Here is a 26,562-nt window from a genome sequence, read left to right as displayed (position 1 = left end):
CCTGCCGCACCCCCGAAGGCGAGACGCTGTCCATGGCACATCCCACAACGGTCGACCACCTGCTCCCCGGCGATCACGTCTGCTGGACGTTCGACGACCACGAGCGCCATCTGTCGGCCCTGGTCCGTTTCCTGCGCGGCGGTCTCGCGCGGGGTGAGCAGGTCCTGTACCTCACCGACACCTTCCTGCCCGACGCGTTCCTGGCGGCGGCGCAGGCGTACGGCGTGGAGGTGCGCGAGCCGGAGCGCACCGGCCAGCTCCAGGTGACGACCGCCGAGAAGTCCTACCTCGCGGGCGGCGCGTTCGATGCGGAGCGGGCCCTGGACGGCTGGCGGGCCGCGATCGCGCGGGCGCGCGGGCAGGGCTACAGCGCGCTGCGGGTCGCCGCCGACATGGGCTGGACGGTCCGCGCCACGCCCGGCGTCGAGCGGCTCGCCTGGTACGAGGCGCAGGCCAACCGGATCTTCGCGGGCGGCTACGTGATGGCGTTGTGCTGCTACGACCGGCGGCTGTTCACCAGTGCCGAGCTGGACCACATCAGCGCCGCCCACCCGGCCACGGCGCGGGCGGGGGCGGGCGCCCACGAGGAGTGGGCGCCGATGCTGCGCGTCCGCCGGGATTGCGAGGGGCTGCGGCTGGCCGGGGCCGCCGACCGCAGCAACAGCGAGGCCCTGGCGAGCGTGCTGCACGACCTCGTGGCCGACGCCCGGTTCCTGCCCGACGGGGCCGCGCCTCTCGTCGTGGACCTGGCGGAGCTGACGTTCGCCGACACCGGCATCGCCCGTCTGCTGGCGAGCGCGGCCGCCGCCGCGCCGGGACGGCTCGTGCTGCGCGGGGCCCGCCCGGCTCTGGCCGAGCTGCTGGCGGTGATCGACCCGGCCCGGGCCCACGCGGCCTGCGCCACGAGGAGCCAGGCATGAACCCGACCCCCGAGAAGGCGGCGGCGATGCCCGACCGGCCCCTTCCCGCCCCTCCCGCCGCCGCGCGCCGGCGCGCGTTCAGGAGCGTCGGCGAGCTGGAGGACGTGCGGGCCTTCGCCACCCGGGTCGCCCGGTCGGCCGGGCTGCCCGACCTGCGCGTCGAACGCGTGGTCCTCGCGGTCAACGAGGTCGCGACCAACTCCTTCGAGCATGCCACGGGCGGCTGCGTGATCACCATGTGGGTCGAGCGCGGCTCGCTGGTGTGCCAGATCGACGACGACGGCCGCTTCGGCGCCGCGGTGCGGGTGCCGCCTCCCGACCTGGAGTCGCGCGGGCACGGGCTGATGCTCGTGGACGAGATCACCGACGTGGTGCGCCGGCACGTCCACGCGGGTGGCACCTCGACGCGCCTGCACTTCACGATCGGCTGACATCCCTCTCGGGCACCGAACTTGAGGACATCCTCAAGTTCGTGTTAGCGTCCGCATGCCACACAACTTGAGACAACCCTCAAGTTATCCGGTGTGGCCGCAGACGCGCAGAAAGGGTGACTCATGTCCACTTCCTCCTCCCGTGGCCCGGCCGTCGTCGTCGGAGCCGGCCCCGGGCTCGGCATGTCCGTCGCCCGGCGGCTCGGCCGCGCGGGCCACACCGTGGCGCTGGTGTCGCGCAACGCGGCCCGGCACCCCGGGTACGTGGCCGAGCTGGCGGCCGAGGGCGTGCGGGGCAGCGCGCACGCGGCGGACGCGCGCGACCTCGGCGCCCTCTCCGCCGCCTTCGGCGCGATCACCGACCGGCACGGTCCGGTCGAGGTGCTCTACTTCGGCCCCGGCGCGGCCGACCCGGCCGCCATGCCCGTGCCGATCACGCGGGCCGACGTCGAGGGCGTGCGGGAGGCGGTGGAGGGCTGGGTGTACCCGGCCGTCGCCGCGGTCGGCGAGGTGCTGCCGGGCATGCTCGAACGCGGGCGCGGCGGGCTGCTGTTCGCGGGCGGGCTGAGCGGGGCCGTCCCCATGCCGCCGCTCGGTGCCCTGGCCGTCTCCTCGGCGGCGCTGCGCGGCTACGTCCTGACCCTGAACGCGGGGCTCGCGGGAACCGGCGTGTACGCGGGCCTGCTGACCATCGGCGGGCTCGTCGAGCGCGGCGACATCCACCGCATGATCACCTCCCAGCCCGGGACGTTCGGCGACCTCGCGGCGCGGACCCTCGACCCCGACGAGATCGCCGAGGCCGCGTGGGGCCTGCTGACGAAGCGGGACGAGCCGGAGGCCACCTTCTCCACCCTGGGCTGAGCCTCGGGGCACCCCGGCCTCGGCCTCGGCCTGGACCGAGGCGAGCCGTCAGGGCACCTCAGCGTCGCCCGCGGAGGAGCCGTCAGTGGACCTCAGCGCAGGGCCTTGGCCAGCCGGAGCACCCCTTCCCGGATGCGGCGCTCGCCGAGCTCCGGCAGGAGCGCCGTCACGTGCACGGCGGACAACGCGGCCAGCAGCACGTGGGCGGCGTGCTCAGGGTCGGGCGAGCCGTCGAGCAGGATCGCCACGTGCCGGTGCCAGAACCGGTACGCCCCCAGCCGGTAGCGGGCGCCGGGCGAACTGGACTCCGACATGCGGATCACGGCCAGGTGCTCCAGCAGGTAGTCGAGGTACGCGTCGGCGAAGGCCGCCAGGCGCTCGGCGGGCTCCGCGCCCGGCCCCAGCGGGGGCGGCCCGTGCAGGATCCCCTCCTGCAGCGTCCGCTCCCGGGCGTCCAGCAGCGCCACCGCCAGCCCCGCCTTGTCGCCGAAGCGGCGGAACAGCGTGCCCTTGCCGACACCGGCCGCGGCGGCGATCTGGTCCATGGACACCCCCTCCACCCCGTGCTCGGCGAACAGCCGGGCGGCGGCGTCCAGCACGGCGGCGCGGTTGCGCGAGGCGTCGGCCCGTTCCTTGGGCGGGCGGGTCATGAGCAGTTCCAGCGACCTTGCAGAAGCGGACTGCGGTCCGGTATCGTCCTTGGCCATACCCGGACTATAGTCCGTTTTCTCCCGGAGGTGGAACCATGACCGCGCTCATCACTCGTGACGAGCTGAAGGCCGCCCTCGACGCCGGCGCCGTGACGGTCGTCGACGCGCTCGGCGGCGAGTACCACGCCAAGCAGCACCTGCCCGGCGCCGTGCCGCTCACCCCGGCGGACGTGGACGCGCAGGCGTCCGCGCTGCTCCCCGACCGCGGCGCGGCGATCGTCACGTACTGCTCCAACGAGGCGTGCCCCAACAGCGGGCAGGTCGCCGACCGGCTCACCGCCCTCGGCTACACCGATGTCCGCAAGTACAAGGAGGGCATCCAGGACTGGGTCGAGGCGGGCCTGCCCACCGAGCCGGCCTGACCGGCGCCGGCGGGAGGAGGCTTCTCACCGGGCCTGCTCCCGCACCGCCTCCACGAGGCGGTGCAGTTCCTCGTCGGTGTTGTAGTAGTGGACGGACGCCCGCACCAGGTCGGGCAGCCCGCGGGCCGGCAGGTCGTACTGGGCGTAGCGGGACAGCGAGACGGACGTGTTGACGCCGATCTCCGTCAGCCTGCCGTGGACCTCGGCCGCCGGCCGGCCCGCCACGGTGAACGTGACGATGCCGCACCGCCGTACCCCCTGGTCGTGCACGCTCACGCCGGGGACCTCACGGAGGGCGTCGCGCAGGCGGGCCGCCAGCGCGACCACCCTCGCCTCGATGGCGGGCAGCCCCCACCCCAGCGCGTGGTCGACGGCCGCGCCCAGCCCGAGGACGGCGGCGACGTCGCGCTCCCACGTCTCGAACATCCGCGCCGTGCCCTCCACCTCGTACCGGTCCGGGGCGGTCCAGGTGGCGGCGTGCAGGTCGAGCACGGCGGGAGTGATCCGCTCGCGCAGCCGGGGCCGGACGTAGAGCAGGCCGGTGCCGCGGGGGCCGCGCAGGTACTTGCGGCCGGGGGCACTGAGGGCGTCGCAGCGCAGCCGTTCGACGTCGAGGTCGAGCTGCCCGGCCGACTGGCAGGCGTCCAGCAGGTACGTGACGCCGGCGCTCTCGGCGATCCGGCCCACCTCCTCGGCCGGGTTGACCAGCCCGCCCTGAGTGGGGACGTGGGTCAGGGCGATCAGCCGCACCCGCTCGTCCATGCGGCGCCGCAGGTCCTCGACGTCGAGCTGCCCGCTCGGGTCGTCCTCCACGACCTCCACCCGCGCCCCGGTCCGCTCGGCGACCTGGAGGAACGCGATGGCGTTGCTGGCGTACTCGGCGCGGCTGGTCAGGATGCGGTCGCCGGGGCCGAACGGGAGCGCGTAGAAGACCGCCTGCCAGCCGCGGGTGGCGTTGTCGGTCAGCGCGATGTCGGCGGCGTCCGCGTTGAGCAGGGTGGCGATCGACGCGCGGACCGCGTCCAGGCGCGGCGCGGCCTCGGCCGCGGCCCGGTAGCCGCCGCGCATGGCCTCCGCGCGCAGGTGGGCGACCACCGTGTCGGTCACGACGGCGGGCGGCAGCGAGGCTCCGGCGTTGTCCAGGTGGGTCACGCGTTCGCATCCCGGCGTCTCCGCCCGCGCCCGCTCGACGTCGACCTCTTGCGCACAGTTCATACAAACTGAATACAGAATCCCGGAATTGAATGCAAGCCTGTGTCGTCGAAATCCTTCCGCCAGACATCATTATGGGCATAATGATTATGCGAATAACATTATTGGCGAGACCGCAAGGGAGATCACCATGCGTTCGGTGGGCTTCACCTCTTCTGACGACCCCGGCGGGCCGGCCGGGGTCGAGGACGAGTTCGCCCGGGCCTGGGCCGATCCGCGCCACACCCGCTTCGAGCCCCCGCCCGTGGACGTCAACCGCGTGCTCGCCGAGCGGTACCGGATGAGTGAGCCGCTCACCTTCACCCGCACCATGCTGTGGGACGCCGAGGTGCGCAAGGCGTGGCATCCCGACATCTACCTTCCCCACGTCGTACGGGAGGGCAGCGCCCTCTCCTGGAACGCCGCGGACGACCTCACGACGTTCGACCGCGCCTCACGGCAACGCCGCTGGCTGGAGCAGGACGACTTCGGACTGGTGCTGGAGAGGGTCCGTCTGAACCCGGCGGAGCAACGCGTCACCTTCGTCGGCGCGGCCCGGCTGCCCGGGCCGGACGGGACCACACTGCGGGCGGGGACGAAGCAGCCGCTGTTCCACATCGAGCACGCGGTCGGCGGCGAGGAGCGGGAGCCGCTGAACCAGTGGCGGATCGTCCACCTGACCGAGGAGCCGGACGAACGCCTCGCCGAAGCGCTCGGCGGACGCACCTACCAGGGAGGGCTGCCGGGCTTCATCGAGGTCTACATCCGCTCGGTCCTGAACATCCGGCTGGACCGGACGGACACCGCCTGACGCGTCACTGTTCGGCTCGCTGTTCGAGCCCGCCATGCGGGGGGCGCGACCACCGGTGACATCGAGGGCACGCGCTTCGCGGGCCGCGACGCGCTCGTGGACCGGGTCACGGAGGTACGCCCGTGGCGAGCACGCAGGGGACGTGGCATGGGCGGCGCGGGTCTTCCGAGTCCTGGACGACGGCGGCCGGATCCTTCAGGACCACCACCTGACGGTGCGGCCCCGCCCGCCTGGTCAGCGGTGGCCGCGCCGCTCGGCGCGGGCGCGGGCTTCGGCGGTGGTCTTCAGGTCGCGCAGCCACGCGTCGAGCCCCTGGGCGAGGAGCCGGGTCGCGAGGGGGACGTTCGCGTCGACCTGCTCGCCGGTGTGGGTCTCCTCCGTGCGCACCCGGACGCCGCCCTTCACCTCGGTGAACGTCCACACGTGCACGCCGTCGACGCGCAGCCCGTCACCGATCGCGGGACCCGTCCAGCGGATGCAGGAGTCGCGCTTGAGCTGCTCGACCGTCGAGGTGATCCGCAGGGTGGTGGCCGGCGTGACGGGAGTGGCGGGCACCGGGGTCGTCCACCGGAACACCGAACCCTTCCGGAAGGGGCCGCGGTCGAGGCGTTCCGCGGTCTTGACGGGGACCTGCCAGGACGGCCAGCGCTCCACGTCGGTCTGCAGCTTCCAGACGGTGCGCAGCGGCGCGTGGATCAGGGTCTCGGTCCGGTGGCGGACGCGGGCGCCGGGATCGACCCCGGCACCGCGGCAGGTGAGGGACGTGCCGGGGTCCGCGACGGCCCCGGCGGGCGCGGCGACGGCACCGAGGACGCCGATGACGAGCGGGGCGGTGAGCAGGGCGGCGCGGATACCGGTGCTGCGGATGCTGGACATGGCGTTCCCCTTGTCATTGCTTGCGCTACATAGTCACGCGTTCGTTAGAAGTTATAACTAGACGAGAGGATCGCTGTCAACGAGCTTCGTGATAGCTTCTAACTAAATCTCCACGGTGTAGCTCTGGCCAGGAAGGCGGCAGGCCGGTGACCAGCACAGGCACGAAGAACCCCCGCGAGCGCTACCGCGCCCAGGTGCGCACGGAGATCAAGGAACGCGCGTGGGAGCAGATCGCCACGGCGGGGGCGTCCGCGCTGTCGCTCAACGCGATCGCCAAGCAGATGGGGATGAGCGGCCCCGCGCTCTACCGCTACTACGCGGGCCGCGACGAGCTGATCACCGAGCTCATCACCGACGCCTACCGCAGCCTTGCCGACACCCTGCACTCGACCGCCACCGCCACCGCCACCTCGGACGCGGACGCGGGCGCGGGCGCCGGTCTGGCCGCGCTGGCGCACGCCATACGCGCCTGGGCCCTGGCAGACCCCCAGCGGTACTTCCTCATCTACGGCACCCCCGTCCCCGGGTACCACGCGCCCGACGACACCACGGCCATCTCCTCGGAGATCATGGCGATCCTGCTCGACGCCTGCGCGGCGCTGCCGTCGGACGGCCCGGCCACGCCGTTCGACAGGCATCTCGAAGAGCATCGGGAGTGGGCCGGCGACCACCCCGCCTCGCCCGCCGCCCTGCACCGGGCCCTGAGCTTCTGGACCCGGGTCCACGGCGTCCTGTCCCTGGAGCTGGCCGGCCACTTCACCGGGATGGGCATCGACCCCGCCCAGCTCTTCGCCGCCGAACTGGACGACCTCCTGGCACGCTGAGCGGCCGCGCGGCTTCGAGGCGCGGTCAGCTCCCGGCCCCCGATCCGAGCCCGTCGAGCATGACGGCCAGGAGCGGGTCGCGGTGCTCAGGGGTGCGCTCCGCCGCCCAGGCGACCGCCGCGATCAGGGAGAACAGGGCTGAAGCGTCCACGTCGCGCCTGATCGTCCCCGCCTGCTGCGCCCGGTCCAGCAGTTGCGCGCCGGCGGTCTTGACGGCCTGGCAGGTGGCGTGGAGGTCGGAGGCGGGGTCGGCGAGGCTGTCGACCAGCGCGTCGACCAGGCCTCGGTAGCTCATCGCGTGCTCGACCGCGGCGGCGAGCCAACCGGCCAGGGCTTCGTGGGGGGCCGCGGCGGCGAGCAGTTCGTCGGAGCGGGTGAGCAGGCCGCGCAGGCTGTCGCCCAGCAAGGTTGCGTCGCGCGTCTTTGCGCCCCCCGCGCTGGGGTTGCGACGTCCATGCTGAGGAGCGTCATGACCGACCAGAGCACGCGCGTGGCCGCAGTCCAACGCCACCCGGGGTCCTGCGGGGCGGTGCGTTCGAGAGCACCTTCGGGTACGTTCGGTTCTCCGCACCTTGGAGGTTCTGATGCGTGCAGGCGTCGTGGCCACAGCACACCCCGGTGTGGAGGACCTCGCCGTACAGGCCGAGGAGTTGGGCCTGCACAGTTTCTGGCTCAACGACACCCCGATGGTTCACGGCGACCCCTTCGTCGCCCTCGGACTGTGTGCGAAGGCCACCAGCCGCATCAGGCTCGGCATCGGCGTGACCTCACCGGCGCTGCGCTCGGCCCCGGCCGCCGCGAGCGCGTTCGCCAGCCTCAACGCCCTGGCGCCGGGCCGGATCATCTGCGGGGTCGGCACCGGGAACACCGCCCGGCGCACGCTGGGCCTGCGGCCGACCACGGCAGCCACGATGGAGGACTTCACCGCCGCGCTGCAGGACCTGTGCGCCGGGCGCACGATCGAGTACCGCGAAGGCGACCGGCTCCGCACCATCCGATTCCTGCACACCGGGGCGCACGAGAACACGGCCGACCCGATCGAGTTCGTCGTGGCCGCCCTGGGACCCGACGCCGCCGCCGTCGCCGGCCGCCGTGGCACCGGCCTGATCTCCTTCGGCCTGCTCGACCCCACCGCCTGGCGAGCACTGCACGACGCCCGCCGACGCGCCGCTCACGACACACCACGCGACCCCGGCTCCCGCATGGACTCCTACGTGGTCACCGCGCTGCATGTACTCGGCGAGGACGAGGACCCCCACGGCGCCGCGGCCAGGGACGCGACCGGCCACATCGTCCTGTCGCTGCTGGTCTTCGCCGCCGACACCGCCGCCGACGCACGCGCTTTCGCCGAGCGACTCGGCCCCGAGGAGCGCGAGGCGGTGCGGCGGCTCCTCGACCGGCGCGGCACCACCGCCACCGCACCCGACCGGCACACCAAGCTCTATCCCAACTATCTCGGACGCATCGCACCGGAGGACCGGGACCTGGTCCTGCCCTCACTGATGAACACCCTGGCCTTGGTCGGCACCCGCGACGACCTCCGCGCCCGCATCACCACCCTGGAACAGGCCGGCATCGACGAACTACTCGTCCAGCCGGTGATCGACCCACCCGCCGAGATGGCCCAGCTCGCGAAACTCCTCACCTGAGCGGACCTGCCGGCCGGTTCGGATCACCATGACGGGCCGCATGCCCACGGTTCGCCGTCGGCAGCGCGATCGTCACATCGGGGCCACCATGGAGAGCACGTTGGACGCGGGTGAGGGAGCTGGATGTGATGGTCCCATGATGCCGAGCTCGGAATCTCCGCCCCGCACCGGGGCGTCCTCCGCGGGCCCGGACGCGGACCCGGGCCAGTCCCCCGGGTTCAACCTGGAGTGGGCCGCCGCGTTCGACCCCAAGCGGGTCGAACGGCTGACGGGCGTCGAGGCCGTCAACGCGCGCATCGAGAGCACGGTCGAGCACGCGGGAGAGGTGCTGTCCACGCACGCCGTACGACGCCCGGCAGGCGGCGAGCCCGCCGCCCGCCGTCGCATGCTGGACAACCTCGGTAAGGGCATCCGCTACCGGACCATCCTCCACCGCGCCATCCTCGCGATGCCCGGCGAACTGGCCTACTTCACCGAGCTCCACCGGGCGGGAGACCACCACCGGGTCACCGCTCAACAGATCCAGACGATGGTCCTCGTGGACCGCGCCACCGCCTTCGTGCCGCTCGTCCCGAACACCCCCGCCGCGGGCGCGCTCGTGATCAGGCAGCCCGGCATCGTGGCCACGCTGGTCAACCTGTTCGAGTACACCTGGGCCGCCTCGACCGACCTCGAACCCGCCGAGGCGTACCTGTCGGAGTCCGAACGGCAGGCCCTGGACCTGCTGGGCCGGCTGCGCGCGTTCCTCGCCGACGGGTTCGTCGGTCGCACGGTGACGCTGGAGACGGCGGCCCGGCACGTGGGGCTGAGCCCGCGCCGGCTGCAGCAGCGGCTGCGCGAGGCGGACACGAGCTGGCGGGCGGAGCTGGAGCGGGTCCGCGACGAGGTGGCGACGAGTCTGCTGGCCGAGCGCAGGCTTCCGGTCGGCGCGATCGCCGCACGCCTGGGGTACTCCGACGCCAGGGCGTTCCGCCGGCGTTCGTGCGCCGGCACGGCATCGGCCCGCACGAGTTCCGCGAGGCGTCGGGTTCTGTCCCCTTTTGATCGTCTTCTGTCCTCCCCGCCGCGCCGCGGCCCCCGTAGTTTCGCCGCATGAACGACAAGAAGCTGCAGCGCAGCGACTCCACGCGGTACTACTTGGACGACCCGGACATGGACTTCATCTTCCAGTGGTCGGCCGGCGCCGCCAAGACCGGTGGCCTGGACGCCGGGGAGCTGTTCCACGTCGCCGCGCGGATCAAGGACGGCGACACCGCCGGCTGGGTACGCGAGTTCGAAACGTACGGCGACGGCCGGCGTGAGCTGGCGGAGACCTGGCGGCGGCGCGGGTGGCGGCGCAGCGCCGGAGAGACGCTGATGAAGGCGTACTACTGCTATCGGCAGGCCTGGCAGTTCGCGGGTCGCGGCGAGTTGTTCGAGCCGCTGATCCGCAAGTACGAGACGGCGTTCGCGGAGGCCGTGGACCTTCTCGGGCTGCCGCTGGAGTACCTCGAGGTGCCGTTCGAGGGCAACTCGCTGCCGGGGCTGCGGCTGGACGCCGGACCGGACGCTCCCACCCTGATCGTCATCGGCGGCGGCGACACCGGCCGCGAGGACATGTACCACCTGATCGGCTACAACGCCTGGCAGCGCGGCTACACGACCGTGATCGTGGACATGCCCGGGCAGGGCAGCACGCCGCTGCGCGGGCTGCACTTCATGGCCGAGACCGAACGTCCGATCGGAGCCGTCGTCGACCACCTCGTCGGCACGTACCGCCAGGACCCGGCCCGACTGGCCATCGTCGGCATGAGCGGCGGCGGCTACATGGTCAGCCGGGCGGTGATGACCGAACGACGCCTCGCCGCCTGCGTGGCCAGCACCCCGGTCTCGGACATGGGGCAGATCCTGCCGGTCGGCGTCGTACGGGCGATGGCCACCGAGGGGGCGATGCGCGACAGCTTCCAGATGTACCTGTGGCGCTCGGGCTGCGCCACACCGGAGGAGTTCGCCGAGCTGCTGACGACCTTCCGCGCCGACCCGGCTCAGGTGCGCTGCGCCTATCTGTCCATCGCGGGCACCGGCGAGTCACCCACGTTCCTGGAGCAGGCCCGCCGCTGGCACGACGGCCTGCCGGTCGCCACCAAGGCGTTGGTCGAACTGGACGCGGCCAGCGGCGCCGACGCGCACTGCCAGATCAACAACCCGACCCGGCTGGCCCAGGAGATCTGCGGCTGGCTGGACGAGGTCCTTCCCCGGCCAACAGGCCTGGCCTCGGCGAAGGGTGCTCGTTCGGGAAATTTCCATAGAGAATAAATATAGAAACGCTATGCTTCTGGTATGGGTCTTCAAGACACCGCTCCTGGCGCGTCCGCCGCCATCGGGGCAGCCCTCTACAGCCTGGCCACCAGGGCCGTGAGGCGCCTGCCCCGGGACATGAGCCTGACGTCCGCCGCCACCCTGGCCACCCTGGACCGGACCGGCCCGCGGCGCATCACCGATCTGGCCGCGGTCGAGGGCGTCACCCAGCCCACGATGACCGCCCTGGTCCGGGTGATGGAGGAGTCCGGCCTGGTCGAGCGGCGGGGCGACACCTCCGACCGGCGGGTCACGCTGGTGTGCCTGACCGAGGCCGGCGCCTCCTATGTCCGGACGCGGCGCCAGGCGGGCGTCCACGCGTTCGAGCGGTTGATCGGCGAGCTCACCGCCGACGAGGTCGAGGCGCTGGTGGCGGCCCTTCCGGCGCTGAAGCATCTGGCAGAGCTCGAAAGCGAGGACCGCGAGGGGCCGCAGCAGCGACCGGGCAGCCGGTCGGCGGGGTCGCGGTGAAGGCGTTCCCGGCGGCGCGCTCCGAGGCGCGGCTGCTGGTCCCCGCCCTGATGTTCATCGCCCTGGTCGTGGCGGCGGTCGCCAGCCTCGGGACGCCGCTCATCACCAGCGTGGCGACCTCGTTCCACGTCTCGCTCGGCAGCGCGCAGTGGACGCTGACCGTCGCGCTGCTCAGCGGCGCCGTCGCCACGCCGGTCCTGGGCCGGCTCGGAGCCGGCCCGCACCGGCGGGCCACGATCCTCGCCACGCTGGCGGTCGTCGTCGCCGGCAGCGCGCTCACCGTGCTGCCGCTGCCGTTCGCGTGGCTGCTGGCCGGCAGGGCGGCCCAGGGCGTCGGGCTCGGGCTGACGGCGCTGATGATGGGCGTGGCCCGGGACCACCTCCCCGAGGAGCGCGGCTCGGCCGTGATCGCCCTGATCTCGGTGGTCTCGATCATCGGGGCAGGCGTCGGCTACCCGCTGGCCGCGCTGCTCGCCGAGCTCGGCGGGGTACGGGCCGCCTACGGCCTCGGCCTGGTCGTCACCGCCGCCGCCCTCCTGACCGCGTGGCGCTCCATGCCCCAAGCCCCCGAAGGCCGCTCCGCCCACGTGGACGTGGCGGGCGCGGTCGTCCTGGCCGCCGCGCTGCTCCTGGTGCTGTTCCTCGCCGGCGAACGGGATCTGTGGAGCCGGCACCTCGCCGTGGCGGCGGGCCTCGCCGTCGTCGCGGTGGTGCTGCTCTGCGTCTGGGCCGTCATCGAACTGCGCAGCACGACGCCCCTGGTCGATGTGCGGGCGGTGCGGCACCCGGCGGTCGCCGGGGCGAACCTCGCCATGTTCGTCGGCGGGATCGGCATGTACCTCCTGCTCACGCTCATCACCCGGTACGCGCAGACGCCGCACGGCGCCGGCTACGGCTTCGGGCTGACGACCTTCGTCGCCGGGCTGGTCCTCATCCCGTTCTCGGTGCTGGGATTCGTCGCCGGCAAGCTCACGCCGCGGGTCCGGACGCGGATCGCCGACCCCCTGCTCCTGGCCGGGAGCGCCGTCGTGGTCGGCGGCGGGTTCGCCCTGTTCGCGGCGGCCCGGTCGGACCTGGCCGACCTGTTCGCGGCGATGGGCGTGCTCGGCTTCGGCGTCGGCGGCTTCTCGGCCGCGATGCCCGGCGTCATCCTGGCCGTCACCCCCAAGAGCGAGACGTCGAGCGCCATGAGCTTCAACTACGTCGTCCGCAGCGTCGGGTACTCCCTGGGCAGCGCCGTCGGCGGCCTGATCCTCGCCGCGGGCACCGGCCCCGGCCACCTCTTCCCCGACGACAGCGCCTACACCACCGCGGCGCTGATCGGCATCGGCGCCATGGCGATCACGACGCTGACAAGCCTCGCCCTCGCCCGCCGACGCCCGTCCGGTACCAACCCGTAAGTCAGATGCACTCGTCGTCACACTGGAGGTTCCATGCCCAAGGGCTACTGGGTCAGCGTCTACCGCACCATTTCAGACCCGGAGAAGCTGGCTGCTTACAACAAGCTGGCCCGTGCGGCCGTCGCGGCCGGGGGCGGTCGGGTCCTCGTTCGTGGCGGTCAGGTCGTGGCGCATGGTCGCTGACGAGGATGGACACGCCGATGAAGGTCTGGCCCGCGCCCCACCTGTCGCACGCAGAGTCACCGAGGCCGGGACGGACGCGACCGGGTTCCTGCGCCGCGCCGGCGACTCGCGGGGCCGCCGCCGAGCTGGCGCGAGGTGCGCGTCAAAGAGCCCGTCCTGATGACGCCGCGCTCTGCCTTGAGCTCAACCGTTTGCTCTTCGTCATGGTGGCGACCTTGGAAGGCTCGCTCATGATCCTTGGTCCGTGCGCCGTGCCTTCGCTGAGCGACGAGGCTTCGGTCTGATCGCCTGTATGGTCCGGCTCTCTGCCATGCGAGAGGAATCCGTCGCGGACATGCTGGGCCGGGGCCTGGCTTCCCGATCTCTTCAGCCACTGCCCGGCAATGACCCGAACGAAGTGAACTGTCGCATCGGGCCGGGCCCGGGAGCGCGAGGGCCGGGAGGCCCTCGCCCGGGGTGGGTCAGGTGAGGGTGATGGTGCCGGAGGCGCCGTTCACGGTCAGTTGCCGGCCTGTGGTGATGCGGTGCGTGGCGTCCGCCACCCCGACCACGGCCGGGATGCCGTACTCCCTGGCCACCACCGCGCCGTGGGACATCGCGCCGCCCATCTCCATGACCAGGCCGCCCGCGGTGAGGAACAGCGGCGTCCAGCCCGGGTCGGTGGACGGGCAGACCAGGATCTCGCCGGGCTCCAGGTGGGCGCCGACCGGGTCGAGGACGACGCGGGCCGGGCCCGTGACGGTGCCGGCCGAGGCGGCCGTGCCCGTGAGCGCGTCCGCCGGGCCGGACGAGCCGGACCGGGCGGCGGCGACGGCCTCGGGTTCTGTGCCGTCCGACAGCATGACCCGGGGCACGTGGCGGCGCCGCGCCTCCTGCTCGTACGCCGCCCGGCGGGCCGCCACCCGTTCACGCAGGTCGAGAGCGGAGGGAGCCGTCCTGTCGGCCGGCTCCTCAGAACGGGGCGCGGCGTCCGCCTCCAGGGCTGCCGACGCCTCCCGTACCTCCTGGAAGCGGAGGAAGAAGACGTCCCCCGCCTCGTCCAGCAGTCCCGCCGCCACCAGCCGCTCCCCCACCACGAGCATGCTCCGCCGTACCCCGGCGAGGATCTTGACGAGGTAGTACTTGGGCAGTTCCCGCAGCCCGCCGAACAGCCGCGTGCGGCGCAGCGCGAAGCGCGTGACCGCGCCGCGAAGGGCGCCCCGGCGGCGGGCCCGGGCGGCGATCTCCTCGACCGCGCGCCGCGCCTCCGCCTCGCCCCGGGCGAACAGGACGGACGGCGCGAGGTCGCCGGGGTCGTCCATGCGCAGGTAGTTGGCCAGCACGCCGAGGATGTGCGCCGGGTCCTCCGACCAGCGGGGCAGGCCCAGGTCGATCTCGGCGACGCCCCGGTGGCCGTAGCGCCGCAGGAAGTCCTCGACGCCCCGCTGGGCCTTCGGGGGCAGCTCGCCCGCGCGGTAGCGGCGCGCCAGTTCCCCGGCCGGGAGCTCCCGGAACGGTTCCGGTTCGATCCGCGTGGCCAGCTCCCACAGCTCCAGGTCCATCTCGGTCGTGGGGTTGCCGGGGAGGCTGCGCAGCACGCTCTGCATGTCGGCGATCGGCACCCCCGACAGCCGCGACGCCAGCGCGAACAGCCCGTACCCGGTGATCACGATCGGCATGATCGAGATGATCACGGGGAAGGCGCCGCGCAGCAGGCGCTCGGCGTGCTCGACGCGCTGGACGGGGGTGGCGTCGTCCGGCACGCGCAGCCGCCGGTCGAGCTCGTCGCCCAGCCGCCGCGTGTACGCCAGGGCGGCGCGCGGGCTGAACAGCGCCTCCAGCACCCGGACCGGCGCGCGGACGGTCCGGGCGAAGCGGGCGAACCCCTTCAGGAACGGCCGGCGCGAGGTGTGGACGACCGACAGCCGGGGGTCGTCGAACAGGCCGTCCAGGACGGCGGCGGTGCGCGCCTCGCCCAGGGTCAGCGCCTTGGGCAGGATGACCCGGCCGGCCCGGCTGCGTACGGCCGTGGTGAGGTCCAGCCACAGCCGCTCCCCCGCGACGGACATGAACGCCGGCCCCTGGCGCGGGTCGGCCGGGGCGTACCCGAACAGGCCCGCCGCGCCCGACGCGGCGAGCTGGAACCCGGCCAGGCCCATCGGCGTCAGCGGGCCCATGACGCCCTGGGCGACGTTGACGCTGAAGTGGACGCGTAGCCCGTCGCGGTCGGGCGCGGGCAGCGGGAACAGCGTGGTGATGGGCCGCGCCTGGGTGAGCCAGAGCGCGCCGGAGGCGTCGACGGCCCACTCGGTGTCCTGTGGTGCGCCGTAGTGCCGCTCGACGCGCGCGCCGAGCGCGGCCAGCTCGCGCACCTGGGCGTCCGTCAGGCACAACTCGTCCGAGCTGCCGGTACGGTCCAGGCGCTCCGTGCCGCCGCCGGGCAGGGAGCGGATCACCACGCGTTTGTCCCCGGCGCGGCGTTCGAGGATCTCGCCGGTGGCGGGGTCGGCGACGAACCGGTCCGGGTTCACCGCCCCGGAGACGACCGCCTCCCCGAGGCCGGGGCCGGCGTCGATGACCGCCCGGTGCCGCCGTCCGGTCAGCGGGTCGGCCGTGAACATCACTCCGGCGACCTCCGCCTGCACCATGGCCTGGACGACCACCGCCAGCCGTACCGAGGCGTGGTCGATGCCGTTGGAGGCGCGGTAGGCGACGGCGCGGTCGGTCCACAGCGATGCCCAGCAGCGCCGGACCGCGTCGAGCACGGCTTCCGCGCCGACGACGTTGAGGTACGTGTCCTGCTGGCCGGCGAAGCTGGCGAACGGCAGGTCCTCGGCCGTGGCCGACGAGCGCACCGCGACGGGTCCGCCGCCGAGCCGCTCGTACGCGGCGGTGACCGCCTTGGCCACCGGCTCCGGCACGGGGGTCGCGAGCAGGCGCTCCCTGGCCGCCGCCGCCAGCCCGGGCCCGCCCTCCGCGATCACCTCGTCCAGGGCGGCGGCCTCGGCGACCTGGCGGTACGCGTCGGTCGTCAGCACCCATCCGGGCGGCACCGGCAGGCCGGCCCTGGTCATCTCGCCCAGGTTGGCGGCCTTTCCGCCTACCTGGGCCAGCATGGAGGCGTCGATCTCGGAGAACTCCAGGGCCGTGTTCATCTGCATCACCTTCGGCGTTCAGCTTCTCGACACGAGTGTCACTCCTCGCGGCGAGAAATTCAACACCTGATGAAACACGTCTGGCCGGGACCTGTCACGGCCGGGGAAGGCGTATCGCGGGCCGTGACGTCTGGACGTGTCGCGACCGGCCGGCGCGCGTGGTCGCGGCCGGTCGCGGTGAGGTTCAGAACGCCAGGGGTACTCCGTCCAGGTCCCAGGCCGGGTCCACGGCGATGCCGAGCCGGTCGAGCGCCGTGGGGGCCACGTCCACCGGCCGGGGGTTCTGCAGGCGTACGCCGCCGAGGTCCTCCCCCAGCCGGGCGCCGATCACGAACACCGTCCGCTCCTCGCCGGACACGCCGCCGTGGCCGCCCGCGTCCACGTGGCCGTGGTCGGTGGTGACGATGACCGTCCAGCGCTCGTGCCCGAACGAGGGCCTCGCGCGGATCGCGTCGAGCAGGCCGCCGAGGTACGCGTCCTGGAGCAGGAGCGCGTCGGTGTACTCGGGGCAGAGCGGGCCGAGGGCGTGGGCCACCTCGTCGGTGTCGCCGAGGTAGACGAACGACAGGTCGGGGCCGGCGCCCGCCAGGTGGTCGCGGGCCGCGTCGGCGACCTGGCGGTCGGCGACGCTCCAGGTGAGGGCGTAGCCGTCGAGCACGAACCGGGTGCCGATGGCGGGGCCGAACGCGCCGTGCTCGGCGAGGGCGGCCCAGGAGAAGAACGCGGAGGTCACGAGGTCGGGGCGGGCCTCCTGGGCCCGCGTCAGGAAGTCGGGATATTTGGTGAACTGCGGGGCGGCGAAGCCGTTGTCCACGACGCCGTGCTTGTCCGGCCACACGCCGGTCGCGATCGACGCCCACCCCGGCCCGGAGTCGGTCCGCGCCCGGATCATCCGCACGGATTCCTCGTCGGTCGCTTGAGTGTTCCGGGCGGTGTCCTGCGTCGCTGTGGGCGCTGGAGAGTCGGAGGTCGCGTCACTGAGCGCCGGAGGGGCGGGCGTCATGTGCCCGGCCTCCGGAGGTGCGGACGCGGGGGGTCCGGCGGCTTCCTCGGGGACGACCTGGCCCGGCGACTCGGTCCGGGGCGCCTCCGGCTCACCGTACGGGAGCGTGCTGGTCCCGTACGCGCCCGTCGACATCAGCGCCGACAGCACCGGCGGCCGGATGGCGACCAGGCGGTCGAAGCGCAGACCGTCCATCCCGACGACCAGCACCTTGTCCCTCATACGGCGTCCCTCACCCGGTCGTCACCGGCGGCGGGGGCGAAGCGGGCGACCCAGTCCGCGGCGCCGGGCAGGATCTCCTCCACCGGGGCCACCTGCGGATACCAGGTCCGCTCCCACTCCAGCGACACCCATCCGTCGTAGCCCGCCGCGCGCAGCAGCTCCCCGCACTCGTCCAGCGGGACCGAACCCGTCCACATCGGCACCGGTGTCGTGTCCTCGGCCGAGACGGCGTCCTTGACCTGCACGTACCGCAGCCACGGCCCGAGCGCGGCCAGCGTGTCGGCGGGCGCCTCACCGTGGCGCCACGGGTGCAGGAGGTCCCATATGACGCCGGTCGTCCCGGGACGGTCGGCCGTCTCCAGCAGCCGGGCCACGGCGGCGCCGGTCGCCATCGCGTCGTGAGTCTCGACCAGCACCGTGACGCCCAGGTCGGCGGCCATGCCGGAGACCGCGCGGAGCCGGCGCGCGCCCACGGCCGGGTCCTCGCCGCGCGGGAACACCCGGACGCCGGGCGCGCCCAGGTCGGCGGCCAGTCGCAGGTCCGCGCGCAACGCCTCCACGACGGGCTCGTCCGGGCCCGGCTCGCACACCCGGACGTACCCGGCCAGGGCGGAGATCTCCAGCCCCGCCCGCTCCACGCGCTCGCGGGCCGAGCGCCGCTCCTCGGGGGTGAGACCGCCGTGGACGCCGGTGTCGGGGTGGAGGCGCAGTTCGAGGCCGTCGCACCGGTGCTCGGTCGCCACCTCGATCGCCCTGTCGAGCCCGTACCCGGGCATTCCCAGCGTGCTGACCGCGAGCTTCACCCTGTCCCCCTCATGTGCCGTCCTGATATGTCGTCATTTGTGGCAGTGGCAGAAGGCGGCCGGCCCATCGCACCGTGCGCGTTGGTCGGTCGCAAGCACGCGGGCACGCCGGCCGCCCCCACCGGGCGCCGTGTCGTCGGCGGACGCGTCACCCGCGCCGCCCCCGCGCCATCGCAGCGGGGCACCCACCCGGGCAGGGATCGGCCCGCAAGGACCCGGCGTCCGGCAGCGTCACCTGACGTCCCGGACGCTCTCCCGCAGGACCACCTCGCCCTGGACGTGGTCCACGGTCGGCGTCTCCCCTGCGGCCAGCGCCAGCTCCAGCGCCCGGGAACCCATGTCGGCCAGCGGCAGCCGCACGGTCGTCAGTGCCGGGACATGGTCGCGCAGCGTGGCGATGTCGTCGAAGCCCGCCACGGAGACGTCGTCCGGCACGCGCACGCCCCGGTCGCGGTAGGAGGCGAGCGCCCCGACGGCCATCACGTCGTTGACCGCGAACACGCACGTCGCGTCGCCGGTCTCGGCGGCCGCCTCGTAGCCGCCGTCGCGGTCGAACGCGCCGTGGACGACGCGCGGCTCGGGCAGTCCGAGCTCCGCGACGGCGGTGACGAACCCGGCGCACCGGTCGCGGGCGGTCATCAGGTGCGGCGGCCCGGCCAGCACGGCGAAGCGGGTGTGGCCGAGCCCGGCCAGCGAGCGGGCCAGGGCCGCGGAGCCCTCGTAGTTGGCGGGCGCCACCGTGTCGACGCCGAGCAGGTCCTGGCCGACGCAGGCGACCCGGCCGCCGCTGGTGCGGTAGCGGTCCAGCTCGCGGCGCAGGCGGCCGGTCACCTCGGGGTCGTTCACGCGGGAGCCGGCCAGGAGGACGGCCCGTACGCGCTGGGCGTTCATGGTGGCGACGTAGGCGATCTCCTGCTCGGGGTCGCGGTGCGTCGTGCCGACCATGACGAGCAGGCCCTCGCCGGCCGCGGCGCGCATGGCGCCGTCGGCGAGGGCGGCGAAGTAGGGGTCGGTCAGGTCGTGGACGACGATGCCGATGACGTTGCTGGCGCCCCGGGCCAGCGTCTGGGCGGCCATGTTGGCCCGGTAGCCCAGCTCGTCGGCGGCTCGCTCGACCCGCGCCCGCAGGTCGGCGCCCACCTGGCGGGTGCTGCCGTTCAGCACCCGCGAGGCGGTCGCCAGCGAGACACCCGCCTGCCTGGCGACGTCTTCCAGTGTGACCACGACGAGACCTCCCGGAAAGCGGTTGCCCAGTCTTGCAGACCGGTCCCCGGGTCCGCATCCTTACATGCTCGGCCCCGTAAGGCCAGATCGGGGCCTGTCGAGCCCCCGGCGACACCGGATCCGGCCCCTGCAGGCGGTCGGCTCAACAGGTCGGCTCGCTCCGCTCAGCAGGCAGGCCGGCTGTCTGCGCAAGAGGCCGGTTCTCCACCCTACGGTCCGCTCCTCCGCCCGCGAGCCGGTCCTCCCCATGGCCGGTCCTGCTCCCGAGCCGCCTTTCTCCGTGGCCGGTCCTGCCCGCGAGCCGGTTCTCCCCGCAAGTCGGTCGGGCCGACAGGTCGGTCGGCTCGGCGCAGCGGCGTCAGGCCCACGGGAAGAGGACGTCGAAGATCCCCTTCGAGGTCTCCGTCGGGGCGGGGGCGGGCGCCTGGGTGGTGGCGGGCGCCTGGGTCGTCGCGTCCGCGGTGGGCTGCTGGCGCGGCTGCTCGGACGTCTTCGTGCCCACCTCGTCGGCGCGCGTCGTGTCGTCGTCGACGGTCGTCGGCTGCCGGGTGGCCCTGGTGGTGGCGCGGGTCGTCGGCTGACTGGCGCGGGTGCGCGTGACGCGCGGTTCGGGCGTGCGCGTGACGCGGACCTTCACGGCGGTCGGCGTGGGGGCGGCGGTGCGGGACGTGGTCCGCTCGGGCGTCGCGGAATCCTCCGGCTCGTCGGTGGCCTCGCCGGTCGCCTCGGACTCGGGGGTGGCCTTCTCGGCGGGCGGCGCGCTGACGCGGCCGGCGCTGGCGCAGCGCTCCGTCGCGCAGGGGTCGTCGGAGGAGGTGCCGGTCAGCATCCAGCCCGCGCCGGCGCCGAGCACGACGACGGCGGCCGCGGCGGCCACCAGCACCTTGGTACGGCGGCGCACCTCCTTGTCCCCGGCGCCGGAGTCGGCGCTCGTGTCGGTCCAGCCGGAGCCGAGGAAGCCGCGCCGCGAGTCGCCGCCCTCCTCGCCGTGGGTCCCCTCGTAGCCCTTGTCGAGGGGAAGGTAGGCGGCGTCGTCGTGGTCGCCGGCGTCCTGGAGGCGGTGGGAGCCGCTGTCGGCGTCGGCGTAGCCGTCCGCCTCGCCGGCGTACCGGTGGGCGCCGCTGTCGGCGTCCGCGTAGCGGTGCGCCCCGCTCTCCGCGTCCGCGTAGCGGTGCGCGCCGCTCTCGGCGTCCGCGTAACGGTCGTCGGCGGGCTGGAGGTCGGCGTACGTGGCCGCCGTCCCCTCCTGCGCGGCGTGCGCGGGCACACCGTCCTGCGGGACGTACGACGACGTACCGTCCTGCGCCGGGTACGCGGCGGAGCCCTCCGGGGCGGCGTCGGCCGGCATGATGTACGTCTCGTTGCCCGAGACCACGATGGCGGGCTGCTCGTCCGTGTCGTCGTTGCTGTACCGAGGTGACAGCACGTCGCCGGTCAGCTCCGGGTTCATCGGCCGTGCCTGACCGTCCTCGTACGACCTATCGTTCTCGTCGCGCGACACTCTGTGACCTCTCTAGTGCATAACTGTGCGCGACCTTTCCTAACAGACTCGACCCATCTTTGTCCGGAAATTTCACAGCATGCTCGGAGATTGTTTTCAACCTCATATGCACCAGGAGTTTCACGACTCCCGCCCGCCCGCGTCCACGCCCTAGTTACCGACGAGTAGCATAGGCGCGACAGCAGTCCAGCATCGAGGAGCGAACCCCGTGCCTTCCTCTCGTGACGTCGTGTTCGTCGACGGCGTGCGCACCCCCTTCGGCCGGTCGGGGCCGAAGGGGCTGTACGCGGAGACCCGCGCCGACGACCTGGTCGTCCGCGTCATCCGCGAGCTCATGCGGCGCAACCCGGCCCTGCCGCCGGAACGCGTGGACGAGGTCGCGATCGCCGCGACCACCCAGATCGGCGACCAGGGCCTGACCATCGGCCGCTCGGCGGCGGTGCTGGCCGGGCTGCCGAAGTCCGTGCCGGGCTACGCCATCGACCGCATGTGCGCGGGCGCGATGACCGCCGTCACCACGGTCGCGGGCGGCATCGCGTTCGGCGCGTACGACGTGGCCATCGCGGGCGGCGTCGAGCACATGGGCCGCCACCCGATGGGCGAGGGCGTCGACCCCAACCCGCGTTTCCTGTCGGAGAAGCTCGTCGACCCGAGCGCGCTCGTCATGGGCATGACGGCCGAGAACCTGCACGACCGCTACCCGGCCATCAGCAAGGAGCGCGCCGACGCGTACGCGGTGCTGTCGCAGGAGAAGGTGGCCAAGGCGTACGCGGACGGCAAGATCCAGCCCGACCTGGTGCCGACCGCGATCAGGACGGCCGAGAAGGGCTGGGGCCTCGCGGTGGAGGACGAGGCGCCGCGCCCCGGCACCACCCTGGAGGGCCTGGCCGCGCTGAAGACGCCGTTCCGGCCGCACGGGCACGTGACGGCGGGCAACTCCTCCGGCATCAACGACGGCGCCACCGGCTGTCTCGTGGCGGCCCGCGACGTCGCCGAGGAACTGGGGCTGACGGCAAAGATGCGGCTGGTGTCGTACGCGTTCGCCGGCGTGGACCCCGAGGTCATGGGCGTCGGCCCGATCCCGTCCACGGAGCGGGCGCTGCGGCTGGCCGGGCTGTCGATCTCCGACATCGGGCTGTTCGAGATCAACGAGGCGTTCGCGGTGCAGGTGCTCGCGTTCCTGGAGCACTTCGGCATCGCCGACGACGACCCCCGGGTCAACCCGTACGGCGGCGCGATCGCCTTCGGCCACCCGCTGGCCTCCTCGGGCGTGCGGCTGATGACGCAGCTCGCCCGCCAGTTCGCCGAGCGCCCCGACGTGCGCTACGGCATCACCACCATGTGCGTCGGCATGGGCATGGGCGGCACCGTGATCTGGGAGAACCTGGCATGACGAACATCGACACCTGGCGCGCCCTGCTGAGCGAGCGCAGCACCGACGAGGTCGTCACCAAGGCGCTCGTCCGCGACGTCGAGCTGCCGTACGGCGCCGGCACGATGGCGCTCATCACGCTGGACAACGGCTTCGACCACACCAAGCCCAACACGTTCGGGCCGCACGGCCTGTTCGCCCTCAACGGCGCGCTGTCGGAGATCGCGGCCCGCAACGACCTGGTGGCGGTGGGCGTGACGGGCAAGCCGTTCATCTTCGCCGTGGGCGCCGACCTCAAGGGCGCCGCCTCGGTCGCCTCGCGCGAGGAGGCCCACGCGATCGGCGCGCTCGGCCACCACGTGTTCCGGCGGCTGGGCGAGCTGGGCATCCCGTCGTTCGCGTTCGTCAACGGCGCGGCCATGGGCGGCGGCCTGGAGATCGCGCTGCACTGCGCGTACCGGACGATCTCCTCGGGTGTCCCGGCGGTCGCGCTGCCGGAGTGCTTCCTCGGCCTGGTGCCGGGCTGGGGCGGCACGCAGCTCCTGCCGCGCCTGGTCGGCCCGGCGAACGCGATCAAGCTGATCATCGAGAACCCGCTGTCGCAGAACCGCATGATCAAGGGCGCGCAGGCGTACGAGCTGGGCGTCGCGGACGCCCTGTTCGAGCCGGCCGACTTCCTGGAGGAGTCGCTGCGCTGGGCGGCCCGGGTCGTCAAGGGCGAGGTCACGGTGGAGCGGCCGTCGCGTGACGGCGACGACTGGGACAAGGCGGTCGCCGACGCCCGCTTCCTCGTGGACATGAAGCTGCGCGGCGCCTCCCCGGCGCCGTACCGGGCGCTGGACCTGGTGGCGCTGGCCCGCACGGCCTCGCGCGACGAGGGCTTCGCCGCCGAGGACGACGCGCTGGCCGACCTGCTGATGGGTGACGAGCTGCGGGCCGGCCTGTACGCCTTCGACCTGGTGCAGCGGCGGGCCAAGCGGCCGGCCGGCGCCCCGGACAGGTCGCTGGCGCGCAAGGTGACCAAGGTCGGCGTGGTCGGCGCGGGGCTGATGGCCTCGCAGATGGCGCTGCTGTTCGCCCGCCGCCTGGAGGTGCCGGTCGTCCTGACGGACCTCGACCAGGCGCGGCTGGACAAGGGCGTCGGCTACGTCCACGCCGAGGTGGACAAGCTGCTGGCCAAGGGCCGCGTCTCGGCCGACCAGGCCAACCGGCTCAAGGCGCTGGTGACCGGGTCGCTGACCAAGGACGCGTTCGCGGACGCCGACTTCGTCATCGAGGCGGTCTTCGAGGACATGGCGGTCAAGAAGAAGGTGTTCGCCGAGGTCGAGGCGGTGGTGCCGGCCGAGTGCGTGCTGGCCACCAACACCTCGTCGCTGTCGCTGACCGAGATGGGCGCCGATCTGGCGCACCCGGAGCGGCTGGTCGGCTTCCACTTCTTCAACCCCGTGGCGGTGATGCCGCTGCTGGAGATCATCCGGGGGGCGTCGACCGACGACGCGACGCTGGCCACCGCGTTCGCCGTCGGCAAGGCGCTGAAGAAGTCGTCGGTGCTGGTGAAGGACGCCCCGGCGTTCGTGGTCAACCGGCTGCTCACCCGGTTCATGGGCGAGGTCATCGCGGCCGTGGACGAGGGCACGCCGCTGGAGGTGGCCGAGCACGCGCTGGACGACCTCGGGCTGCCGATGACGCCGTTCGCGCTGCTGCAGCTCGTCGGCCCGGCGGTCGGGCTGCACGTGGCCGAGACGCTGCACGCGGCCTTCCCCGAGCGGTTCGGCGTCTCGGAGGGCATGGCGAAGCTGGTCGCCTCGGGCAGGCCCGGCGTGTACGCGCCGGACTTCTCGCTCGACCCGGAGGCCGTGGCGCTCTTCGCGGGCGGCGAGGCCCCGTCCAGCGCCGAGGAGGTGCGGCGGCGGGTGCTGGAGGCGCTGGCCGAGGAGATCCGGATCATGCTGGACGAGGGCGTGGTGGCGGCCCCGCAGGACATCGACCTGTGCATGATCCTGGGCGCGGGCTGGCCGTTCCACCTGGGTGGCGTCACGCCGCTGCTGGATCGCGCCGGGTTCGCCCGGCCTCGCTTCCTGCCGCCGGGCGTGGCCTCCGTGCCCGCCTGACCAGAAGCATGAAGGGGACCCGCGGGGGCGGGTCCCCTTTTCTGCGTCCTTTGCCGGTCGGCCCCATCACATGGTCGAATCGGGGACGATCCATGGCCGCCGCCGTCGGGGCCGCCGGGTACGACACGAGTGCACGGACGGCACATCAGCCCCTCCGGTCACACCTCTCACGCGGGTCGCGATCCGGGCGGGCCGTGCCCTCGACGGAGAGGACAGGCATGAGATCGCTCAAGGTAACCGCGCTGTGCGGGGCCTTCCTGATGGCGGCCGCCCTGCCGGCCATGGCGGCGCACTCGCGGGCGTCCCTGCGGATCACGGTGACGCAGCACGGCCACGCGCCCACGACGTACGAGCTGGAATGCGACCCGGACGGCGGCGACCACCCGAGCCCCGAGGTGGCCTGCGACCGGCTGCGCGCGGTCGAGGGGCGGCTGTCGGCGCTGCGCCGCTCCAACGGCACCTGCCCGCTGACCTCCGAGCCGTACAGGGTGTCGGTGGAGGGCAACTGGCGCGGGCGCAACGTCGCCCTGCACTCGACGTTCGCCAACCGGTGCCGGGCCAAGGCGGCGGGCGACGGGGTGTTCGCCTTCTGACGGGCGCGCCCGACTGAGGTGTGGGGCCGGGAGCACCGGCCCCACATCCGCGCTAGGGGGTCTGCCGCGCCGTGACGCGGCTGTGGCGGAAGCCGTAGGTGAAGTACAGCACCGCGCCGATGACCATCCAGATGAGGAACCGCAGCCACGTCTCGACCGGCAGGTTGAGCATGAGGTAGAAGCAGGCCAGCACCGACAGGATCGGCAGCACCGGCACCAGCGGCGTGCGGAACGCGCGGGGCAGGTCGGGCCGCGTGCGCCGCAGGATGATCACACCGGCCGACACGACCACGAACGCGAACAGCGTGCCGATGTTGACCAGCTCGGCCAGCGCGCCCAGCGAGATGAACCCGGACAGCAGCGCCGAGACGACGCCGATGATGACGGTCAGCCGGGCCGGGGTGCCGAAGCGCGGGTGGACCTTGGCCAGCGGGCGGGGCAGCAGCCCGTCGCGGCACATGGCGAACAGCACCCGGGTCTGCCCCAGCATGAGGATCATGACCACGGTGGTGAGCCCGGCGATGGCGCCGATGCTGATCAGCCCGGCCACCCACTTCTGGCCGACCGCGGTGAAGGCGTCGGCGAGCGGCGCCGAGGTGCTGAGCTGCTTGTAGTTCTGCATGCCGACGACGACCAGCGAGACGGCCACGTACAGGACCGTGCAGATGGCCAGCGAGCCGATGATGCCGCGCGGCATGTCGCGCTGCGGGTTGATGGTCTCCTCGGCGGCGGTGGCGACGATGTCGAAGCCGATGAACGCGAAGAACACGACCGCGGCGGCCGAGAAGATGCCGATCACGCCGTACGCGACGGGCGTGATGCCGAACAGGACCTGGATCAGCGGCGCCTTGAGCCCGGCGACCTGCTCGGTGGCCTGCGCCGGCGGGATGAACGGCGTGTAGTTGGCCGAGTTGATGTAGAACAGCCCGGCCACGATGACGAGCAGGATCACCGCGACCTTGATCGCCACGATGACCTGGTTGACCCGGGAGGACAGCTTGATGCCGGCCACCAGGATCGCGGTGAGGAGGAGCACCACGATCATGGCCGGCAGGTTCACCACCGGGTCGTCGCCGGCGATGGCGGCGGGCAGCGGCAGGCCGATCGAGGACATCAGCGACGCGAAGTAGCCCGACCAGCCGACCGCGACCACCGCGGCCGCCAGCGCCATCTCCAGCATGAGGTCCCAGCCGATGATCCAGGCCGGCAGCTCGCCGAGGGTGGCGTAGGAGAAGGTGTACGCCGAGCCCGCCACCGGAATGGTGGAGGCGAACTCCGCGTAGCACAGCGCCGCCAGGCCGCAGACGATCGCGGAGACGACGAAGGAGATGGCCACGGCCGGTCCGGCCGTCTGCTTGGCCACCTGTCCGGTCAGCACGAAGATACCGGTGCCGACGATCACGCCGATGCCGAAGACGGTCAGGTCGACGGCGGTCAGGCGTTTGCGCAGCCGATGCTCCGGTGCCTCGGTGTCGCTGATGGACTGCTCAACCGTTTTCGTGCGAAGGATGTCCACGAGTGTGACCTTGCCCACCCTCGCGGGCATCATGCTTTCCTGATCGCACGAGGCGGC

25 protein-coding genes are annotated in these 26,562 nt (G+C 73.1%); 15 read left to right on the top strand and 10 right to left on the bottom strand.

Features of this window, described 5'->3' with window-relative positions; translation table 11 throughout:
• The first annotated feature begins 32 nt into the window (after window positions 1-32).
• The 3 genes from HD595_RS30290 to HD595_RS30280 all read left to right on the top strand — a co-directional run bounded on the left by HD595_RS30290 (window position 33) and on the right by HD595_RS30280 (window position 2,212).
• Window positions 33-920, top strand: coding sequence for an MEDS domain-containing protein (locus HD595_RS30290; RefSeq protein WP_253774919.1), 888 nt, complete (start codon window positions 33-35; stop codon window positions 918-920).
• On the top strand, window positions 917-1,351 hold the full coding sequence (locus tag HD595_RS30285) for an ATP-binding protein (protein WP_253774917.1): 435 nt from the start codon (window positions 917-919) through the stop codon (window positions 1,349-1,351). Before HD595_RS30290 ends, HD595_RS30285 begins: the two co-directional genes overlap by 4 nt.
• Window positions 1,352-1,474: 123 nt before the next feature.
• The gene (locus HD595_RS30280; protein ID WP_253774915.1) at window positions 1,475-2,212 is read left to right on the top strand and encodes an SDR family NAD(P)-dependent oxidoreductase; all 738 of its coding nucleotides are present in this window, start codon (window positions 1,475-1,477) and stop codon (window positions 2,210-2,212) included.
• 92 nt (window positions 2,213-2,304) lie between these two features.
• Here HD595_RS30280 and HD595_RS30275 read toward each other — a convergent pair whose 3' ends face one another.
• The gene (locus HD595_RS30275; RefSeq protein ID WP_253774913.1) at window positions 2,305-2,919 is read right to left on the bottom strand and encodes a TetR/AcrR family transcriptional regulator; all 615 of its coding nucleotides are present in this window, start codon (window positions 2,917-2,919) and stop codon (window positions 2,305-2,307) included.
• A gap of 38 nt (window positions 2,920-2,957) precedes the next feature.
• Here HD595_RS30275 and HD595_RS30270 point away from each other — a divergent pair, with 38 nt between their 5' ends.
• Window positions 2,958-3,284, top strand: coding sequence for a rhodanese-like domain-containing protein (locus tag HD595_RS30270; RefSeq protein ID WP_253774912.1), 327 nt, complete (start codon window positions 2,958-2,960; stop codon window positions 3,282-3,284).
• A gap of 24 nt (window positions 3,285-3,308) precedes the next feature.
• On the opposite strand, the gene HD595_RS30265 is transcribed toward HD595_RS30270, so the two are convergent.
• Window positions 3,309-4,499 carry an aminotransferase class V-fold PLP-dependent enzyme gene (locus HD595_RS30265; protein WP_253774910.1) on the bottom strand — a complete coding sequence of 397 codons (1,191 nt, stop codon included), beginning with the start codon at window positions 4,497-4,499 and terminating at the stop codon, window positions 3,309-3,311.
• Window positions 4,500-4,626: 127 nt separating this feature from the next.
• Between HD595_RS30265 and HD595_RS30260 the strand changes: the two genes are divergently transcribed.
• Window positions 4,627-5,286, top strand: a complete 660-nt coding sequence (locus HD595_RS30260) for a hypothetical protein (RefSeq protein ID WP_253774909.1) — start codon at window positions 4,627-4,629, stop codon at window positions 5,284-5,286.
• A gap of 234 nt (window positions 5,287-5,520) precedes the next feature.
• On the opposite strand, the gene HD595_RS30255 is transcribed toward HD595_RS30260, so the two are convergent.
• Window positions 5,521-6,162 carry an SRPBCC family protein gene (locus HD595_RS30255; protein WP_253774907.1) on the bottom strand — a complete coding sequence of 214 codons (642 nt, stop codon included), beginning with the start codon at window positions 6,160-6,162 and terminating at the stop codon, window positions 5,521-5,523.
• A gap of 146 nt (window positions 6,163-6,308) precedes the next feature.
• On the opposite strand from HD595_RS30255, the gene HD595_RS30250 reads away from it, so the two are divergent.
• Window positions 6,309-6,986 carry a TetR/AcrR family transcriptional regulator gene (locus HD595_RS30250; protein WP_253774905.1) on the top strand — a complete coding sequence of 226 codons (678 nt, stop codon included), beginning with the start codon at window positions 6,309-6,311 and terminating at the stop codon, window positions 6,984-6,986.
• Between the two features lie 25 nt (window positions 6,987-7,011).
• Here the strand turns inward: HD595_RS30250 and HD595_RS30245 are convergent, their stop codons facing one another.
• Window positions 7,012-7,392 carry an SbtR family transcriptional regulator gene (locus HD595_RS30245; protein WP_253774903.1) on the bottom strand — a complete coding sequence of 127 codons (381 nt, stop codon included), beginning with the start codon at window positions 7,390-7,392 and terminating at the stop codon, window positions 7,012-7,014.
• A gap of 178 nt (window positions 7,393-7,570) precedes the next feature.
• Here HD595_RS30245 and HD595_RS30240 point away from each other — a divergent pair, with 178 nt between their 5' ends.
• From HD595_RS30240 to HD595_RS30215, 6 genes are all read left to right on the top strand, one after another.
• Window positions 7,571-8,635 carry an LLM class flavin-dependent oxidoreductase gene (locus tag HD595_RS30240; protein ID WP_253774901.1) on the top strand — a complete coding sequence of 355 codons (1,065 nt, stop codon included), beginning with the start codon at window positions 7,571-7,573 and terminating at the stop codon, window positions 8,633-8,635.
• Between the two features lie 136 nt (window positions 8,636-8,771).
• Window positions 8,772-9,731 carry a helix-turn-helix domain-containing protein gene (locus HD595_RS30235; RefSeq protein ID WP_253774899.1) on the top strand — a complete coding sequence of 320 codons (960 nt, stop codon included), beginning with the start codon at window positions 8,772-8,774 and terminating at the stop codon, window positions 9,729-9,731.
• Window positions 9,728-10,930, top strand: a complete 1,203-nt coding sequence (locus HD595_RS30230) for an alpha/beta hydrolase family protein (RefSeq protein ID WP_253774897.1) — start codon at window positions 9,728-9,730, stop codon at window positions 10,928-10,930. Before HD595_RS30235 ends, HD595_RS30230 begins: the two co-directional genes overlap by 4 nt.
• A 24-nt stretch (window positions 10,931-10,954) precedes the next feature.
• Window positions 10,955-11,443 carry a MarR family winged helix-turn-helix transcriptional regulator gene (locus HD595_RS30225; RefSeq protein WP_253774895.1) on the top strand — a complete coding sequence of 163 codons (489 nt, stop codon included), beginning with the start codon at window positions 10,955-10,957 and terminating at the stop codon, window positions 11,441-11,443.
• On the top strand, window positions 11,440-12,843 hold the full coding sequence (locus tag HD595_RS30220; RefSeq protein WP_253774892.1) for an MFS transporter: 1,404 nt from the start codon (window positions 11,440-11,442) through the stop codon (window positions 12,841-12,843). The genes HD595_RS30225 and HD595_RS30220 overlap by 4 nt, the downstream gene beginning before the upstream one ends.
• Before the next feature lie 33 nt (window positions 12,844-12,876).
• Complete coding sequence (locus HD595_RS30215; RefSeq protein ID WP_253774890.1) at window positions 12,877-13,026, top strand: DUF1330 domain-containing protein; 150 nt, start codon at window positions 12,877-12,879, stop codon at window positions 13,024-13,026.
• Window positions 13,027-13,487: 461 nt separating this feature from the next.
• Here HD595_RS30215 and HD595_RS30210 read toward each other — a convergent pair whose 3' ends face one another.
• The 5 genes from HD595_RS30210 to HD595_RS30190 form a co-directional block, all read right to left on the bottom strand.
• The gene (locus tag HD595_RS30210) at window positions 13,488-16,160 is read right to left on the bottom strand and encodes a PEP/pyruvate-binding domain-containing protein (RefSeq protein WP_253774888.1); all 2,673 of its coding nucleotides are present in this window, start codon (window positions 16,158-16,160) and stop codon (window positions 13,488-13,490) included.
• A gap of 184 nt (window positions 16,161-16,344) precedes the next feature.
• Window positions 16,345-17,385: an alkaline phosphatase family protein gene (locus tag HD595_RS30205; RefSeq protein ID WP_253774886.1), complete on the bottom strand. Its 1,041-nt coding sequence runs from the start codon at window positions 17,383-17,385 to the stop codon at window positions 16,345-16,347.
• Window positions 17,382-18,188 carry a sugar phosphate isomerase/epimerase family protein gene (locus tag HD595_RS30200; RefSeq protein WP_253774884.1) on the bottom strand — a complete coding sequence of 269 codons (807 nt, stop codon included), beginning with the start codon at window positions 18,186-18,188 and terminating at the stop codon, window positions 17,382-17,384. The genes HD595_RS30205 and HD595_RS30200 overlap by 4 nt, the downstream gene beginning before the upstream one ends.
• A gap of 231 nt (window positions 18,189-18,419) precedes the next feature.
• Window positions 18,420-19,412 (bottom strand): LacI family DNA-binding transcriptional regulator, encoded by a 993-nt coding sequence (locus HD595_RS30195; protein ID WP_253774882.1) that lies wholly within the window; start codon window positions 19,410-19,412, stop codon window positions 18,420-18,422.
• A gap of 358 nt (window positions 19,413-19,770) precedes the next feature.
• Window positions 19,771-20,862, bottom strand: a complete 1,092-nt coding sequence (locus tag HD595_RS30190; protein WP_253774880.1) for a hypothetical protein — start codon at window positions 20,860-20,862, stop codon at window positions 19,771-19,773.
• A gap of 280 nt (window positions 20,863-21,142) precedes the next feature.
• Here HD595_RS30190 and HD595_RS30185 point away from each other — a divergent pair, with 280 nt between their 5' ends.
• From HD595_RS30185 to HD595_RS30175, 3 genes are all read left to right on the top strand, one after another.
• On the top strand, window positions 21,143-22,306 hold the full coding sequence (locus tag HD595_RS30185) for a thiolase family protein (RefSeq protein WP_253781373.1): 1,164 nt from the start codon (window positions 21,143-21,145) through the stop codon (window positions 22,304-22,306).
• Entirely contained in the window at window positions 22,303-24,396 is a 2,094-nt protein-coding gene (locus HD595_RS30180; protein ID WP_253774878.1) for a 3-hydroxyacyl-CoA dehydrogenase NAD-binding domain-containing protein, read from the top strand. Before HD595_RS30185 ends, HD595_RS30180 begins: the two co-directional genes overlap by 4 nt.
• Before the next feature lie 218 nt (window positions 24,397-24,614).
• Window positions 24,615-24,989, top strand: a complete 375-nt coding sequence (locus HD595_RS30175) for an SSI family serine proteinase inhibitor (RefSeq protein WP_253774876.1) — start codon at window positions 24,615-24,617, stop codon at window positions 24,987-24,989.
• Window positions 24,990-25,041: 52 nt separating this feature from the next.
• Here the strand turns inward: HD595_RS30175 and HD595_RS30170 are convergent, their stop codons facing one another.
• Window positions 25,042-26,505 (bottom strand): amino acid permease, encoded by a 1,464-nt coding sequence (locus tag HD595_RS30170; RefSeq protein WP_253774874.1) that lies wholly within the window; start codon window positions 26,503-26,505, stop codon window positions 25,042-25,044.
• Window positions 26,506-26,562: the final 57 nt, after the last annotated feature.

Source organism: Nonomuraea roseoviolacea subsp. carminata, assembly GCF_024172185.1.
Taxonomy (GTDB): domain Bacteria; phylum Actinomycetota; class Actinomycetes; order Streptosporangiales; family Streptosporangiaceae; genus Nonomuraea; species Nonomuraea roseoviolacea.
Note: the sequence above shows the minus strand (reverse complement) of the source record. Positions and strands in the feature narration are given on the sequence as shown.